At 41.9% G+C, this 15,332-nt stretch carries 17 protein-coding genes; 9 read left to right on the forward strand and 8 right to left on the reverse strand.

The features are described from left to right. Positions 1-67 precede the first annotated feature (67 nt). The 7 genes from ELZ61_RS01090 to napF form a co-directional block, all read right to left on the reverse strand. Positions 68-667: a cytochrome c3 family protein gene (locus ELZ61_RS01090; RefSeq protein WP_126370846.1), complete on the reverse strand. Its 600-nt coding sequence runs from the start codon at positions 665-667 to the stop codon at positions 68-70. 2 nt (positions 668-669) lie between these two features. Then, the gene (locus tag ELZ61_RS01095) at positions 670-1,101 is read right to left on the reverse strand and encodes a nitrate reductase cytochrome c-type subunit (RefSeq protein WP_126370847.1); all 432 of its coding nucleotides are present in this window, start codon (positions 1,099-1,101) and stop codon (positions 670-672) included. Position 1,102: 1 nt separating this feature from the next. Further along, entirely contained in the window at positions 1,103-1,966 is an 864-nt protein-coding gene (napH, locus tag ELZ61_RS01100; RefSeq protein ID WP_126370849.1) for a quinol dehydrogenase ferredoxin subunit NapH, read from the reverse strand. Then, positions 1,966-2,718 (reverse strand): ferredoxin-type protein NapG, encoded by a 753-nt coding sequence (napG, locus tag ELZ61_RS01105; protein WP_126370850.1) that lies wholly within the window; start codon positions 2,716-2,718, stop codon positions 1,966-1,968. The genes napH and napG overlap by 1 nt, the downstream gene beginning before the upstream one ends. 62 nt (positions 2,719-2,780) lie before the next feature. Continuing rightward, positions 2,781-5,261: a nitrate reductase catalytic subunit NapA gene (gene napA, locus ELZ61_RS01110; RefSeq protein ID WP_103854952.1), complete on the reverse strand. Its 2,481-nt coding sequence runs from the start codon at positions 5,259-5,261 to the stop codon at positions 2,781-2,783. Between the two features lie 26 nt (positions 5,262-5,287). Further along, positions 5,288-5,575, reverse strand: a complete 288-nt coding sequence (locus ELZ61_RS01115; protein WP_103853571.1) for a chaperone NapD — start codon at positions 5,573-5,575, stop codon at positions 5,288-5,290. 2 nt (positions 5,576-5,577) lie between these two features. Beyond that, on the reverse strand, positions 5,578-6,102 hold the full coding sequence (napF, locus tag ELZ61_RS01120) for a ferredoxin-type protein NapF (RefSeq protein WP_126373526.1): 525 nt from the start codon (positions 6,100-6,102) through the stop codon (positions 5,578-5,580). A gap of 271 nt (positions 6,103-6,373) precedes the next feature. Here napF and narQ point away from each other — a divergent pair, with 271 nt between their 5' ends. From narQ to rpoH, 4 genes are all read left to right on the forward strand, one after another. After that, positions 6,374-8,077: a nitrate/nitrite two-component system sensor histidine kinase NarQ gene (gene narQ, locus ELZ61_RS01125; RefSeq protein WP_241969714.1), complete on the forward strand. Its 1,704-nt coding sequence runs from the start codon at positions 6,374-6,376 to the stop codon at positions 8,075-8,077. 15 nt (positions 8,078-8,092) lie between these two features. Further along, positions 8,093-9,127, forward strand: coding sequence for a UDP-N-acetylmuramate dehydrogenase (gene murB / locus ELZ61_RS01130; RefSeq protein WP_126370852.1), 1,035 nt, complete (start codon positions 8,093-8,095; stop codon positions 9,125-9,127). A 31-nt stretch (positions 9,128-9,158) separates the two neighbouring features. After that, a complete protein-coding gene (locus ELZ61_RS01135; RefSeq protein WP_126370853.1) occupies positions 9,159-9,473 on the forward strand; it encodes a DUF2322 family protein in 315 nt (104 codons plus the stop codon). A gap of 210 nt (positions 9,474-9,683) precedes the next feature. Next, positions 9,684-10,529: an RNA polymerase sigma factor RpoH gene (rpoH, locus tag ELZ61_RS01140; protein WP_126373530.1), complete on the forward strand. Its 846-nt coding sequence runs from the start codon at positions 9,684-9,686 to the stop codon at positions 10,527-10,529. Positions 10,530-10,698: 169 nt separating this feature from the next. Here rpoH and asnA read toward each other — a convergent pair whose 3' ends face one another. Continuing rightward, positions 10,699-11,691, reverse strand: a complete 993-nt coding sequence (asnA, locus tag ELZ61_RS01145) for an aspartate--ammonia ligase (protein WP_103853522.1) — start codon at positions 11,689-11,691, stop codon at positions 10,699-10,701. A gap of 160 nt (positions 11,692-11,851) precedes the next feature. Between asnA and asnC the strand changes: the two genes are divergently transcribed. From asnC to ELZ61_RS01170, 5 genes are all read left to right on the forward strand, one after another. Continuing rightward, positions 11,852-12,304, forward strand: coding sequence for a transcriptional regulator AsnC (gene asnC / locus ELZ61_RS01150; RefSeq protein ID WP_126370855.1), 453 nt, complete (start codon positions 11,852-11,854; stop codon positions 12,302-12,304). 35 nt (positions 12,305-12,339) lie between these two features. Next, positions 12,340-13,098, forward strand: a complete 759-nt coding sequence (gene udp / locus ELZ61_RS01155) for a uridine phosphorylase (RefSeq protein WP_126370856.1) — start codon at positions 12,340-12,342, stop codon at positions 13,096-13,098. A gap of 425 nt (positions 13,099-13,523) precedes the next feature. Beyond that, positions 13,524-14,642, forward strand: a complete 1,119-nt coding sequence (locus ELZ61_RS01160; RefSeq protein ID WP_126370858.1) for a transglutaminase-like domain-containing protein — start codon at positions 13,524-13,526, stop codon at positions 14,640-14,642. Further along, entirely contained in the window at positions 14,617-14,994 is a 378-nt protein-coding gene (locus tag ELZ61_RS01165) for a mercuric transporter MerT family protein (protein ID WP_126370859.1), read from the forward strand. Before ELZ61_RS01160 ends, ELZ61_RS01165 begins: the two co-directional genes overlap by 26 nt. Further along, entirely contained in the window at positions 14,991-15,263 is a 273-nt protein-coding gene (locus tag ELZ61_RS01170; RefSeq protein WP_126370861.1) for a heavy-metal-associated domain-containing protein, read from the forward strand. The genes ELZ61_RS01165 and ELZ61_RS01170 overlap by 4 nt, the downstream gene beginning before the upstream one ends. Positions 15,264-15,332 lie beyond the last annotated feature (69 nt).

The following is a 15,332-nucleotide window of genomic DNA, read 5'->3' on the forward strand; positions in this document are numbered from 1 at the left end:
ATACAGGGCTTTTGTGTTTATTGATACCGCTAAATGCGTTGATTTTAGGTTTATTCAGCTTACCTAATTATTCTGCTTTTTCGGTTGGTAAAAAGCCAGATTTCACGTCTTTCATATTTGGCAAGTGGTGAGCAATCCCTTTATGGCAATCGATACAGGTTTTGCCGTCTTTAATTGCCATTGTGTGCATTTTTTCTGCTACACCTTTTTGCAAGGTGAAATCCATTGCATCAAAATTATGACAGTTACGACATTCTTGTGAATTATTAGCTTTCATTCTTGCCCATTCACGCTCTGCCATTTCTAAACGTGCTGCTTCAAATTTTTCTTTGGTATCCACTTTACCTGTAATATGCGCATAAACTTCTGTTGCTGCTTTAATTTTACGCACCCACTTAGGAATAAATTCGTGTGGCAAATGGCAATCCGCACAAATGGCTTTTACCCCAGTACGATTGACATAATGCACAGATTGACGATATTCAGGCACAACGTCGTTCATATGGCAGCTAGAACAAAACTCTTCCGTATTAGTATGTTCCAGTGCGGTGTTAAATCCGCCCCAAAATACAATCCCTGCGATGAAAGAAAGAGTGATTAACACACCTACCGCAATACGACTTGGCGAACGAAACCAATGCCAAAACTTCTTGATTAATTTCAACATTTTTATTCTCCGTAACCTTTCATTGGTTTAAATTTATTTGGCACGATTGGCTCAACGTCAGATTGTGAAACGTGGCACTGTAAGCAGAAATAACGGCGTGGTGAGGTTTCACCGCCTACGATATTGCCATCGCGATCCATAAAGTGCGTTGGGCTGATGCGTGTTGCGCCAGTAATGCGAGAAGCCTCTACGCTGTGGCAGTTTAAGCATTGATTCACATTTTTCGTGACTTGATAATTTTTCACGCTATGTGGAATCGTTGGCGGCTGATTTACATAGTTAAGTGGTGGTAGCTCACTTTGTTTTGGTACATTGTGAAAAGCTGGTTTCACATCTTCTGCCGCCCCTTGCAGATAGTTGTCGATTTTATCTTCCGCAGCCATTACGCTGGTGGCAAAAAGTGCGGTTAAAATTAATAAGGTTTTTTTAATCATTTTATTCCCCCGAATGATTAAATCTAGTGGTAAAAGTAAATACATTTTCAGCACAAACATCAATGCAACGTCCGCAACTGATACAATCTTTAGAAAGCACGAGCAGGCTTTCGTCTTTTTTGCCGAGCAGTGGGCTGCGTAACACTTGCGGTTCAGGGCAAATGTTGTAGCAATCCATACAATTATCACAGCGTGCGCGATCAATCACTTTAATGCGCGCAATGCTTTTTGCGCCAATTAAGCCATAGGTCGCGCCGATAGGGCATAAATGCCCGCACCAGCCGTGCTCTGCAATCAATAAATCAAATAAAAATATAGCTAAAATTAACCAAGTGGTTGCACCGAAACCATAAATTAAGGCGCGTCCAAATGCACTCACAGGATTGATCCATTCCCACAACATAATGCCACTTAACGCACTGCCGATGAGAATCATCAATAAAATGCCGTAGCGTAAGCCGCGTGGAATTTTGGCATTTTGACGAATACCTAATTTACGTCTTAACCAAGCCGCACAGTCGGTAACCAGATTTAACGGACACACCCAACCGCAAAACACTTTGCTTCCCAATAAGGCATAAAGGGCGATCACAATGCCAGCACCCAGTAAGGTGGTGAAGTTAGGCAAATGACCCGTTGCAAGGCTTTCTGCCGTGATGAGTGGATCGCTCATTGGAATTAAATCTAAAAATAAGCTACCGCTATAATTACCACGCAGAATCCATACACCGAGCCAAGGGCCGCTCAGAAACATTGCGAGAATGCTTAACTGAGTTAAACGACGCCAAAATAAAAAGCGATTAGCGCGCCACAAGCCCAGCTTTTCTCTTGCTTCTCTACCTGCATATTTCGGTGAATTTGCCATTAAAAGCCCTCCGGTTTGCGTACGGGTAAAGAAATAATGTCGTCAGGCGCAAGGGAATGCCCTGCCTTTTCTTTTTCTTCCCAACCAAGGCGATAATGTTTACCCAACATTCCTTTCGCAAGGGAAAGAGGCAACACTTTGATCGCCGCTTCATCCAGTACGCAGGCTTCCTCGCATTTACCGCAGCCCGTGCAAGCGTCCGAATGCACCGTTGGAATAAACACCGCGTGCTTGCCCGTACGATCATTACGCTGCATTTCTAAGGTGATGGCTTTGTCGATAAGTGGACAAACGCGATAACACACATCACAACGTAAACCTTGCCAGTTTAGGCAAGTCTCGTGATCTAACAGCACCGATAAGCCCATTCGGGAATCGTTAATATTATCCTGTGTGGAATCTAACGCTCCGCTCGGACAGGATTTTGCACAAGGAATATCTTCACACATTTCGCAAGGTTTATCCCGTGCGATGAAATAAGGTGTGCCAGCTTCCATTGGCGAAAGCAAGGAAGCAAGGTGCAACATTTCATAAGGGCAGGCTTGCACACATTGTCCGCAACGAATGCAGGCGGCGGAGAATTTTTTCTCATCTTCAATGGCAAAGGGTGGACGTAATGCCACGCCTTGACGCGCAAGGCTTTGCTCTTGTTGAAGACCGAGTAAAATACCAAGGCCTGCTAATCCGCCCGCGGTGCGAGCTGCGTCCTTAAAAAATTTACGGCGTTCCGATGTTTGGGTTAATTTTTTCATTTTATTTTTCACCGCACTTTGCTTAGTTTAGAAAGAAAGTGCGGTGCTTTTTTGCTAAGTTTTTAGGCTTTTTCCACTTTAACGGCACATTTTTTGAAGTCCGTTTCTTTTGAAATTGGGTCAGTGGCATCTAAGGTTAATTTATTTACCAACTGGCCAGCATCAAAGAAGGTGGTGAAAACTAAACCTTCAGGACATTTATTACGTCCACGAGTATCTACATAGGAAATAATTTCCCCACGGCGTGATGAGACTTTGATCTTATCACCGTGGCGTAAACCACGTTTTTTCGCATCGTTAGGGTGCATCCAAACCACATTGTTCGGGAATGAACGGTGTAATTCAGGCACGCGGCGAGTCATTGTTCCTGTATGCCAGTGTTCTAACACACGGCCAGTAGATAACCATAAATCGTATTCTTCATCAGGCACTTCTGCAGGTGGCTCATAAGGCACGGCTAAAATCACCGCACGTTTATCTGGCTGACCATAGAAAGACACTTCTTCGCCTGATTTCACATAAGGATCGTAACCTTCACGGTAACGCCATAGGGTTTCTTTGCCCTCTACCACTGGCCAACGTAAACCGCGCGCTTTGTGGTAAAGATCGTATTCGGCTAAATCGTGGCCGTGGCCGCGACCAAATGACGCATATTCTTCAAACAAGCCTTTTTGAATGTAGAAGCCGAAATCGTAAGCTTCATCGTTAAGACGATCATTGAGTTCAGCGTTAGAATATTTATCTACATTACCGTTGCGGTATAACACCTCGTATAAGGTTTTGCCTTTAAATTCTGGGTTCGCATTTAAAAGCTCTGCTGGCCATACTTCATCAGTAGTGAAGTATTTAGAAAATTCCACTAATTGCCATAAGTCAGATTTCGCTTCGCCCGGTGCTTTTACTTGCTGACGCCATACTTGTGTGCGGCGCTCTGCGTTACCATAAGCCCCTTCTTTTTCCACCCACATTGCGGTTGGCAACATTAAATCCGCCGCTAAGGCTGATACTGTTGGGTATGGATCGGAAACCACGATGAAGTTTTCAGGGTTACGCCAGCCTGGGAAAGTTTCTTCGTTGATGTTTGGGCCACCTTGCATATTGTTAGTACACATTTGCCATAACACGCGCATTTTGCCGTCTTTTAACGCACGGCTTTGTGCCACGGCGTGATAGCCTAATTTATCAGTGATCGTGCCAGCTGGGATTTTCCACGTTTTTTCTGCAATCGCACGATGTTCTGGCTTGGTAACCACCATATCAGCAGGTAAACGGTGGATAAATGTCCCCACTTCACGCGCCGTACCACAAGCAGATGGCTGACCAGTTAAGGAGAACGGGCCACAACCTGGGATAGAAATTTTACCGGTTAATAAGTGAATGTTGTAAATCAAGTGGTTTGCCCACACACCACGGGTATGCTGGTTAAAGCCCATTGTCCAGAAAGACACCACTTTGCGTTTTGGATCGGCATAAAGCTGCGCCAAACTTTCTAATTGATCTTTTGGCACACCAGACATTTCGTGAGCTTTCTCAAGGGTATATTCAGACACAAGCGCTTTGAGTTCTTCAAAGTTACTGTCGTACATTTTACCGCTATTGGCATTTTTCGCTGCTTTTTGACGCGGATCGCTATCACGCAAGCCATAACCAATGTCGGTTTCACCACGTTTGAATTTGGTATGTTTATTCACGAAATCCCAGTTAATGGCATCGTTTTGAATGAGATAGTTGATGATGTAGTTGAGAATCACCAAGTCAGCTTGCGGTGTGAACACCATACCGTTATCTGCTAGCTCAAAGCTGCGGTGTTCAAAGGTAGAAAGCACGGCCACTTTTACATCAGGGTTAGATAAACGGCGATCAGAAATACGCGACCATAAAATTGGGTGCATTTCCGCCATATTTGAACCCCATAAAACAAAGGCTTCGGCGTGTTCAATGTCATCATAACAGCCCATTGGCTCATCAATACCAAAGGTACGCAAAAATGCCACCGCGGCAGAGGCCATACAATGGCGCGCATTTGGATCGATATTGTTAGAACGGAAACCTGCTTTCCAAAGTTTCGCTTTGGCATAACCTTCAAAAATGGTGCTTTGTCCAGAAGTGAACATTCCCACGCCATTCGGGCCACGTTCTTTCATCGCGTTTAAGAATTTCTCTTTCATTGTTTTGAACGCAGTATCCCAAGTAACTGGGGTAAATTCCCCATTTTTGTCGTACTTGCCGTCTTTCATACGCAACATTGGTTGGGTTAAACGGTCTTTTCCGTACATAATTTTCGGCAAGAAGTACCCTTTAATACAGTTCAAACCACGGTTTACTTCTGCATCAGGATCACCTTGTGATGCCACAACGCGTCCGTTTTGTGTTCCTACTAATACGCCACAACCTGTACCACAGAAACGGCAAACACCTTTGTCCCATTTGATACTGTTATCCTGTGCGGCTTCCACGTTTTTCACTGGAATGCTTAATCCAGCGACAGCTGCTGCAGCGGCGGCTGCATTGGCTTTCATAAAGTCTCGGCGACTTAAATTCATCTCATTTCCCCCACGAGTATGATTAATTATTCATCATTGCCATCATCTTGTTGATGATAGACCAAAGATACGGTAATCACGCCATCAATATTGCGTGCTTGCTCCATTTGTTCGAGCAAAATATGTTGATCGTGAGATTGCATCACCACCACCAACTTGCCTTTTTCTACATCTTCGGCAGGCACTTCAGCATAAGGCAGCGCTAAAAGTGCGGTCTTAATTTTTTCAATTTTTTGCGGATTACATTGAACAATCACGCCACAAACGTGCCATTCTTCCGCTTTATCCATTGGGATAATTTCTTGTTCTGACATAGTTATTCCTGTGGATAATCAAGTTTAATCGCAGAAACTGGGCAGGCACTAATGCACGCACCGCAACCATTACAATCCGCCAAACTCAGGCTTGGTTGCGCCACCTTACCAAGCTGCGGCACAAAACGAATCGCACGCATTTCACAACTGTCTTGGCAGGCACGACATTCCACCTGTTTTTGCGTTAAGCATTCATTGGTAATGTCAATTTTATGCCGCCAAGCCACTTCGCTAACTGGGCGAAAAACAGGCTGCTGGCACACCTCCACGCATTTTTGACAAAAGGTACATTCACCTTTATCAAACTGCACTTCAGGAAATCCACCTTGCCCTTGCACTAAAATCTGCGTTTCGCAGGCTTTGGCACAATCGCCACAAGCGGTGCAGTGTTGAATAAACAGCGCTTCACTCACCGCCCAAGGTGGACGCACGCCCTGAAAACCTTGTACTTTTACCGTTTCGCTTTGTAATGAATGCAGAAACTCTCCACGCAAAAAACGGCGTCTAGGTAATGCGGTTTCTGACATTTTCACGATCCAAAATGGTTTTTTACTAGGTTCGCTATTGTCTAAAGGTAAAGCAAGATTTTTAATAACCTGAATTGAGTATTTAGGCAGAAAATCACGCTTTTGTTGCGTTAGATCAAAATTATCACCACGCATTAATTTTATTCATTAGATACAAAATAAAGTGCGGGGAAATTTTTGTGAAAATTTCCTGTTCGAGAGCTAAAACAGCAATGGGATTTTTTGCTAGAATAGCCCTTAATTCTGATTGCCATTGCCAAGCGTGAACATTGTGAAAACTAAAAAACATTCGGTGGCGACAAAAATCGCCAATTATTTATTGCTCATTATCATCTTTGCCGCATTCATCAGCTTGCTCAGTTTGATTGTGATGCAAAGTAACAAATCTGATGCGGAATTAATCAACGTATCGGGTTCATTGCGAATGCAAAGTTATCGCATTTTATATGAAATTGAACACGAACCGCAGTTGGTAGCAGAAAATTTACAACAATACCGCGCGACCTTATATTCCAGCACTTTAGCGGATATTAACCAGCAATTTTTCGTGCCTTCTGATGTAAAACAGGCTTATAAAAACTTGGTTGCACGTTGGGAAACGATGGAAGTTTATGCCAAGCAATTAGACTACCAAGCCTATCAAAAAGAAGTGAAAAATTATGTTGAGCAAGTCGATCAATTTGTCTATAACTTGCAAGAATTTGCAGAGAAAAAGCACGATTTTGCGGTATTATTCATTCTTTTCACAATGTTATCGATTGTTGCAATGGTGTCTTATGTCGTGTGGTTTACCAAAAAGCAAATGGTTCGCCCACTGGAAAAATTAGCCTTAGCAAGTACACAGGTACAAATTGGACAGTTTAATCATATTCCCCTTGATGTGAATAACGATGACGAAATCGGGCGGCTTTCTTCCGTATTCACCAAAATGGCGAGCGATTTACAAAAGCTTTATGCAGGGCTTGAAGAAAAAGTGAATGAGAAAACGCAAAAGCTCAGCCAAGCCAACCGTTCTTTATCAATGCTTTATCAATGTTCTCAATTAGTTACCACCAATAATATTGACCCGACATTGCTAAAGCAGGTGCTAAACCAAATTAAAGTGAATGAACATTTACGCTATATTGAATTAAGCGTTTATGGCGCTGAGCATTGGCATATTTATTTAGGGGAAAAAGAACAAGATTTCCCAATACAGGAAACTGAACTTCTCATTGAAGGTGATAAACTCGGCACGCTGTATTGGCAAGCAGGCCTGCCTTGCCCTGATTTACGCACAATGCACAATGTGTCGCAAATGTTGAGCCGTTCACTCTATTTCCACCATACACAACGCCAGCAACAACAGCTCTTATTAATGGAAGAGCGGTCAATTATTGCGCGAGAATTACACGATTCTTTAGCGCAAGTGCTGGCTTATCTGCAAATTCAGCTCACGTTATTGAAACATAATTTAAATAAAGAAGGGGAACAAAATAAGGAAAAAAGCCTTTTTATTATTAAAGATTTTGAACAAGCCTTGAATGATGGGTATGTTCAATTGCGTGAGTTGTTGGCCACGTTTCGCTTGACCGTGCAAGAGGCAAATTTACAATTAGCACTGGAACAAGTGATCGATTCTTTACGCAATCAAACAGAAATGAAAATGCGCGTGGAATGCAGTTTGCCGTCCCACACTTTCAATGCGCAACAGCTAGTACACGCCTTGCAAATTGTGCGTGAAGCAGCGTTAAACGCGATTAAACATTCCCAAGGCACGGAAATTGAAGTGATTGCACATACCAATGATGACGGTGAATATGAGCTGTTAGTGCGCGATAATGGCGTAGGCATTCCAAGCCTTGATGAGCCTGCGGGGCATTACGGTTTGAATATAATGAATGAACGCAGCGCCCAACTCAATGCTATACTACGCATCAATAATCGTCCTGAAGGTGGCACAGAAGTGAAAATCACGCTGCCGAATAAATTATAGAGATTAAGGAACACAATGGAAAATCTTCAACCATTTCATACATTTGGAACCAATGCACAAGCAAAAATGGTGAAAAAAATCACCGCACTTGAACAAATTCTGCCCCTTTGGCAGCAAGCTCAACAACAGCAGCTCCCTGTGCTTTTTCTCGGGCAAGGCAGTAATGTATTGTTTGTGGAAGATTTTGACGGGATCGTGCTGGTAAATGCGCTCAAAGGTATCGAACATCGCCAAGATGACCACTTTCATTATCTTCACGTTCAAGGCGGCGAAAATTGGCACGAGCTAGTGCAATGGAGCTTAAAACAAGGCATTTATGGCTTAGAAAACCTAGCCTTAATCCCCGGCTGTGTGGGATCGGCGCCAATCCAAAATATCGGGGCTTATGGCGTAGAATTTAAAGATGTATGCGATTATGTGGACGTGCTGAATCTGAATACCGGGGAAATTTTTCGTTTAAGCAAAGCGGAATGTCAATTTGGCTATCGCGAAAGCCTATTTAAACATCAATATAAAGACGGTTATATGATTGTCGCCGTGGGATTAAAACTCACCAAAGATTGGCAGCCTGTGCTAAGTTATGGCACGCTTTCACGTTTTGATCCTGCCACGGTAACAGCGGAGGAAATTTTCGCTGAAGTTTGTGCAGTACGCAGCGCAAAATTGCCAAATCCACAAGAATTGGGCAACGCGGGGAGCTTTTTCAAAAATCCTGTGATTTCCACCGCACTTTTTGAACAATTAAAAAGCCAATATCCAGAAATGCCAAGCTATCTGCAGCCAGATGGCACCGTGAAGCTAGCCGCAGGTTGGTTGATTGATCAATGTGGCCTAAAAGGCCATCAACTTGGTGGTGCGGCGGTGCATCAAAACCAAGCCTTAGTGCTAGTGAATAAAGCAAACGCGAGCGGTAAAGAGGTGGCGAATCTTGCCCATCATATTCGCCAAAAGGTAGCGGAAAAATTTGCTGTGTATTTGCATCCAGAAGTGCGTTTTATCGGCGCGCAAGGCGAAATTGACAGCGAACAATTTATTTCATCACAACATTAATCATTATTCTTACTTAAACAAAGGAAGCAAAATGGATTTCAAAACAATTTTAGAAACCTTACCAACTATCGATCACCTTGCAGGCTTAAGCGTATTTGACGGTGAAACGCAAATTCATCACATTCCTGCCATTGCAGGCAAACTTGGCTCATTACGTCTGTATAACGCTCTTGCACAAGAATTTAACGGAAAATTAGACCGCACTTGCGCAGAAAAAGGCTTGCAACTTTTTGCTGAACACACGCAAGATGCCAAACAGTTCCCTGGCAAGCACCCGAATATTGACCTGTTATTTACGGTGATTGAACAGGGCAAGGACTATCGCTTAGTACCAGAAGAAAAATAAGCGTTAAGTCTTGTAGAACAGGGGCTGAGCGAGATTTTTTGAAGATTTATTTTATTTAGTAAAAAATTTATCAACAGTAACGAACTTTCTTAAAAGTCCATAGTCTAAACCTAAAAGAAAAGGATAGATTAATCGTTATAATCGATTGACCTTATTATAGATTATGTTATAAATAGCCCTAGAGTTGGGCGTAAAATAAGAAGGAATATGATGAACAAAGATACACAAACCCTAATGTTAGTTCCTCAAGGCAGCTTAGAAGGCTATATCCGTGCTGCGAACGAATATCCTATGCTAAGCGCAGAGGAAGAAAAGGAATTAGCGGAACGTTTGTATTATAAAGAAGATCTTGAGGCAGCGAAAAAACTGATTTTGTCCCATCTTCGCTTTGTGATCCACGTTGCGCGTGGCTATTCCGGTTATGGATTACCACAGGCTGATTTGATTCAAGAAGGCAATATCGGCTTAATGAAAGCGGTAAAACGCTTTAATCCCGAAGTGGGCGTACGCCTTGTTTCCTTTGCAGTGCATTGGATCAAAGCAGAAATTCACGAATATGTGCTACGCAACTGGCGTATCGTAAAAGTGGCAACCACAAAAGCACAACGTAAATTATTCTTCAACCTACGCAAAACCAAACAACGCCTAGGTTGGTTCAATGATAATGAAGTAGATATGGTGGCACAAGAGCTTGGCGTATCTAAACAAGATGTGATTGAAATGGAAAGCCGTATGACTGGAGCAGATGTTGGCTTTGATCTTTCTAATGAAGATGATGACGAAAGCTTTGCACCAGCGCTTTATCTTGAAGATAAAAGCTCAAACTTTGCCGCAGAACTTGAAAATGAAAATTATGAAACTCAAGCGGCAGATCAAGTTGCCACCGCGCTTGAAGGCTTAGACGAACGTAGCCAAGACATTATCAAAGCACGTTGGTTAGATGAAAACAAAGCCACCTTGCAAGATTTAGCAGCGAAATATAATATTTCCGCTGAGCGTGTTCGCCAACTTGAAACTAACGCATTGAAAAAACTTAAAAGTGCGGTAACGTTCTAAAGGAAAATAACAAAAAGAAGCACTGATTAATTCAGTGCTTTTTTATTAGCCAAATTTAGACTTATCCACACGATAACGTTGTAAAAATAAAGTGCGGTGCAAATTTTCTAAATTTTATTGCAATAAAAAAGTCTAGGTATTTTCCTAGGCTTTTATGCTTCTAAGGAAATTAAAGAATGTTGGCAAACTCTTCCATCACAGATTTAGGCCATACGCTTGATTGCACTTCACCGATATGCTTTTTGTGCAACAATAACATCGCTAAACGTGATTGACCGATACCACCGCCGATAGAAAGGGGTAAGCGACCGTTTACTAAATCTTGGTGCCAGTCAAATTGTAAACGATCTTCATCACCCGTGATGGCAAGCTGTTTGCGTAAAGCGGTTTCATCAACACGAATACCCATTGAAGAAAGCTCAAATGCACGTTCTAAGGTTGGGTTCCAAACTAAAATATCACCGTTTAAGCCTTTGTATTCGCCCTCAGAAACGGTTGTCCAGTCATCATAATCTGGCGCACGTTTGTCGTGTGGTTTACCGTCTGATAATTCGCCACCGATACCAATTAAGAACACTGCACCATATTCTTTACAAATGGCGTTTTCACGTTCTTTGTCGTTCATTCCTGGGTAGCGTTTCACTAAATCTTCACTGTGAATGAAAGTGATTTCTTGCGGTAAGAAACGTGTTAAACCAAATTTTTCACTCACTGCCGCTTCTGTTTCCAAAATCGCTTGATAAATTTCACGCACGGTTTCTTTTAAATAATCTAGGTTACGGCGACCTGCGGGGATCACTTTTTCCCAATCCCATTGATCCACATAAACAGAGTGGGTTTGATCTAGGCTGTCTTCATCTGGACGCAAGGCTTTCATATGCACAAATAAGCCTTCACCTTCCGCAAAACCGAAGCGTGCAAGGGTGTGGCGTTTCCATTTGGCTAAAGAATGAACCACTTCAAAGGTGGCATCTGTGATCTGTTTCACATTTACTTGCACTGCCTTCTCTGTTCCTGAAAGATTATCTTGAATACCATTGCCTACTTGGCTTAGGATAGGGCCCTGAACTTCTACAAGACCTAAATGTTCCAAAAGTTTTTGGGTAAAGGTGTTTTTAGCAAAGCTAATTTCTTGTTGTTGTAAAATAAATGATTTTTCCATTGTATGAACCTTGTTTATTACTGGTTTTGATTTTCGTTGCATATTATTTAATGATATGAGAGCAAAATTCAACACCCACAAACAAAAATAAGATCGAAAATGGTTTTTCCATAAAAAAGTGGCTATAATTTTAAATCAAATTTAATTTTGGAAAGAGAAAATGCACAATATTGATAACTTAGATAAACAAATCCTGCGTGTGTTGATTAAAGATGCACGCACCCCTTACGCAGAAATGGCGAAAAATTTTGGCGTAAGCCCTGGGACAATTCACGTTCGTGTAGAAAAAATGCGTCAAGCGGGTATTATTCAAGGCACAAAGATCCGCATCGATCAGCGTAAACTAGGCTATGATGTCTGTTGTTTCATTGGCATTATTCTCAAAAGCGCGAAAGATTACGATAAGGTGATCGCGAAATTAGAAAAATTTGATGAAGTGGTTGAGGCGTATTACACTACGGGAAATTATTCTATTTTTATTAAGGTGATGACCCACACTATTGCGGAGCTTCACGCGGTGTTAGCCACCAAAATTCAGTTGATTGATGAAATTCAATCTACCGAAACCTTGATTTCAATGCAAAATCCTATTTTGCGTGATATTACTCCCTAATCTTTTCATTTATAACAACAAAAATAGGAGTCGTTATGTCTGATGTTTTTCATTTAGGTTTAACTAAATCGATGTTAGAAGGGGCTGAACTTGCTATTGTGCCGGGCGCACCAGAGCGTGTTGAGCGTATTGCTCGTTTATTGGACAATCCAAAATTTTTAGCCGCGACCAGAGAATTTACTTCTTGGCTTGGCTATCTTAATGGCAAGGCTGTAGTGGTTTGTTCCACAGGGATTGGTGGGCCTTCGGTTTCCATTGCTGTAGAAGAATTGGCGCAATTAGGAGTGCGCACTTTCCTACGCATTGGTACAACAGGGGCAATTCAGCCGCATATTAATGTGGGCGATATTTTGATCACTACAGGAGCAGTGCGTTTAGATGGGGCAAGCCGTCATTTCGCGCCATTAGAATATCCAGCGGTAGCGGACTTTACTTGTACTTCAATGCTTCACAAAGCAGCATTAGAAAATGATAAAGCGAAAGTGCATATTGGTATCACCGCATCATCAGATACGTTCTACCCAGGGCAAGAGCGCTACGACACTTACACTGGCAAAATTTACCGCCACTATCAAGGTTCATTAAAACAATGGCAAGAGCTAAATGTAATGAACTACGAAATGGAAAGTGCCACCTTATTTACAATGTGTTCAGCTCTAGGCTTGCGTGCTGGTATGGTGGCTGGTGCGATTGTAAACCGCACACAGCAAGAAATCCCAAATGAAGAAACCATTCATCAAACCGAGCAAAACGCCATTGATATTGTGGTGAAAGCGGCGGCATTATTGGTTTAATGTTAGAAAAATAGTTAGAAAAAGAAAGTGCGGTGGAATTTTTACGAATTTTTTACCGCACTTTTACTTAACGCTCTAAAATCAAACATAACAATCATTATGGATTTTATGCCTTTTTATCCGATTATTTCACCCCGCCAATCAACAAAAGATTGCAATTTCACCCATAAATCGTAAAATCCCTTTGTTCGTTGAACAGCTATATCGCAAGTATTGTGTATAGGAAATGATCAAACTGTTTTCAATTCTGGTTTTCATCGTTATACCATTCTTGCCGTTTTCAATTTCTCTTAAGGATTTAAGGAAGGTTAGAAATTTGGCAATTATTGACGCAACGCGTTTTCTCTCGCCTGATTCCTATAAGGTAGCCCATTTTTTACTGAATGGCATAACCTTGCAATCCCTTTTGTAAACAGGAGTTTTCTATGAAAAAAACGATTTTTACCACCACACTTTTTACCAGCTCACTTTTCGCTGCGGCAACGTTAGCCAATGCGCAAACGGTGGCGAATCCTAACACCACTACGCACACTTACGAATTTACACAAACCTATGATTTACAAGTGCCAAAAGGCTCATCAGGAACGACAAATTTGTGGGTGCCATTGCCTTTTAGTAACGATTATCAAACGGTGAAATCCATCACATTTGACGGCAATTATCAACAGGCTTACATCACAGAAAATAATCAATATAGTGCCAGTACATTATTTGCCACTTGGACACCAGAAGCACAAAAACGCAATTTAACCGTTACGCTGGTTGTGGAAACCCAAGATCGCGAACCGAAGAAACAAGGCTTATTGAAAGATTATCAAGCGCCAGAAAAAATAGAATATGGCGTTGATGTACAACCTTATTTACAGCCAACAGCACATATTAAAATTGACGGAATCGTGAAAGAATACGCCGATAAAATTGTAGGCAATGAAACAAATCCGCTCAAAAAAGCAGAACGTATTCATCAATGGATTGTGGCAAATATGGAGCGTGATAATTCCGTATTAGGCTGTGGCGATGGTGATGTGGAAAAAATCCTAACAACAGGCGTGTTAAAAGGAAAATGCACGGATATTAATTCTGTATTTGTTGCTTTAGCGCGTGCTTCTGGTATTCCCGCTCGTGAAGTGTTCGGCATTCGTTTAGGGGAAGCGGTGAAAATGGGCAAATATTCTAAATCCGCGTTTGGTAGCGCCAAAAACAAAATCGCCAATGAAAATGGCGGACAACATTGTCGTGCAGAATTTTATCTGGCAGGTTTTGGCTGGGTTCCCGTGGATTCCGCGGACGTGGCAAAATATCGCCTAACAGAGAAAAAAGCAGTGGCAGATAGCGATACCCAAGCGGTTTCAGATTATTTATTCGGAAATTGGGAGGGTAACTGGATTGGCTTTAATCACGCACGCGATTTCACCCTTTACCCAACGCCTGAACGCGCGCCAATCAATAATTTTGGTTATCCTTATGCAGAAGTGGGTGGCGATCCATTAAATTCCTTTGATGCAAAAGAATTTGGTTATGAATTTATCTCGCAGCAACGCTAATCCGAAAGGCGGAAATGCCAAATTTTGGGCGATATGTACCACCGCAGTGAGTGCTGCGGTGGCATCGACACTTTGCTGTATTGCGCCATTGTTATATCTGTTATTTGGCATTTCTAGCACTTGGCTAGTGAGCTTAAATCAGCTGGCCTTTTTGCAAATTCCAATGCTCGTGATTTCCCTCATCGCATTTGGTTATGGCTTTTGGCTGCTGAATTTCTCAGGAAAAGTGATTTGTAGCCAATATCTCTCACGCCGTACATTGCAAATTTTATATTGGCTAATGGCGCTGATTATTCTCTTTTTCTTAACTTATCCCTATGTTTTACCTTATGTTTTGGATTATTTAGAATGAAAAAAATTTTACTTTTTTTGACCGCACTTAGCTTTTCATTGCCAAGCCTTGCCGCAGAACGCAAGGTTACGTTGCATATTGAAGAAATGAATTGCCAGCTTTGCGTTTATTTAGTCAATAAAGAATTGCGCAACATTGACGGCGTGCAATCGACTAAAGCGAATTTTAATTCACGTTTGGTCAATGTGGTGGCAGATGAGAAAGTGAGTGATGAAATGCTCATTCAAGCTATTGATAAGTTGCATTATCACGCAGTGGTACAACAATAAATATAACTCCCGCAATTCTCACAATATAGAAAAAAGGCTTAAAACCTTATCACGGGTTTTAAGCCTTTT

This window comes from Avibacterium volantium (genome assembly GCF_900635775.1).
GTDB classification, from domain to species: Bacteria; Pseudomonadota; Gammaproteobacteria; order Enterobacterales; family Pasteurellaceae; genus Avibacterium; species Avibacterium volantium.

Coding starts and splice junctions, on each gene's coding strand:
- napA (WP_103854952.1), bottom strand. CDS start 5,261: ATGAATTTAAGTCGCCGAGACTTTATGAAAGCCAATGCAGCCGCCGCT.
- asnC (WP_126370855.1), top strand. CDS start 11,852: ATGCACAATATTGATAACTTAGATAAACAAATCCTGCGTGTGTTGATT.
- napF (WP_126373526.1), bottom strand. CDS start 6,102: ATGTCAGAAACCGCATTACCTAGACGCCGTTTTTTGCGTGGAGAGTTT.
- ELZ61_RS01160 (WP_126370858.1), top strand. CDS start 13,524: ATGAAAAAAACGATTTTTACCACCACACTTTTTACCAGCTCACTTTTC.
- napH (WP_126370849.1), bottom strand. CDS start 1,966: ATGGCAAATTCACCGAAATATGCAGGTAGAGAAGCAAGAGAAAAGCTG.
- rpoH (WP_126373530.1), top strand. CDS start 9,684: ATGAACAAAGATACACAAACCCTAATGTTAGTTCCTCAAGGCAGCTTA.
- ELZ61_RS01115 (WP_103853571.1), bottom strand. CDS start 5,575: ATGTCAGAACAAGAAATTATCCCAATGGATAAAGCGGAAGAATGGCAC.
- ELZ61_RS01165 (WP_126370859.1), top strand. CDS start 14,617: ATGAATTTATCTCGCAGCAACGCTAATCCGAAAGGCGGAAATGCCAAA.
- murB (WP_126370852.1), top strand. CDS start 8,093: ATGGAAAATCTTCAACCATTTCATACATTTGGAACCAATGCACAAGCA.
- ELZ61_RS01095 (WP_126370847.1), bottom strand. CDS start 1,101: ATGATTAAAAAAACCTTATTAATTTTAACCGCACTTTTTGCCACCAGC.
- ELZ61_RS01090 (WP_126370846.1), bottom strand. CDS start 667: ATGTTGAAATTAATCAAGAAGTTTTGGCATTGGTTTCGTTCGCCAAGT.
- napG (WP_126370850.1), bottom strand. CDS start 2,718: ATGAAAAAATTAACCCAAACATCGGAACGCCGTAAATTTTTTAAGGAC.
- asnA (WP_103853522.1), bottom strand. CDS start 11,691: ATGGAAAAATCATTTATTTTACAACAACAAGAAATTAGCTTTGCTAAA.
- udp (WP_126370856.1), top strand. CDS start 12,340: ATGTCTGATGTTTTTCATTTAGGTTTAACTAAATCGATGTTAGAAGGG.
- ELZ61_RS01170 (WP_126370861.1), top strand. CDS start 14,991: ATGAAAAAAATTTTACTTTTTTTGACCGCACTTAGCTTTTCATTGCCA.
- ELZ61_RS01135 (WP_126370853.1), top strand. CDS start 9,159: ATGGATTTCAAAACAATTTTAGAAACCTTACCAACTATCGATCACCTT.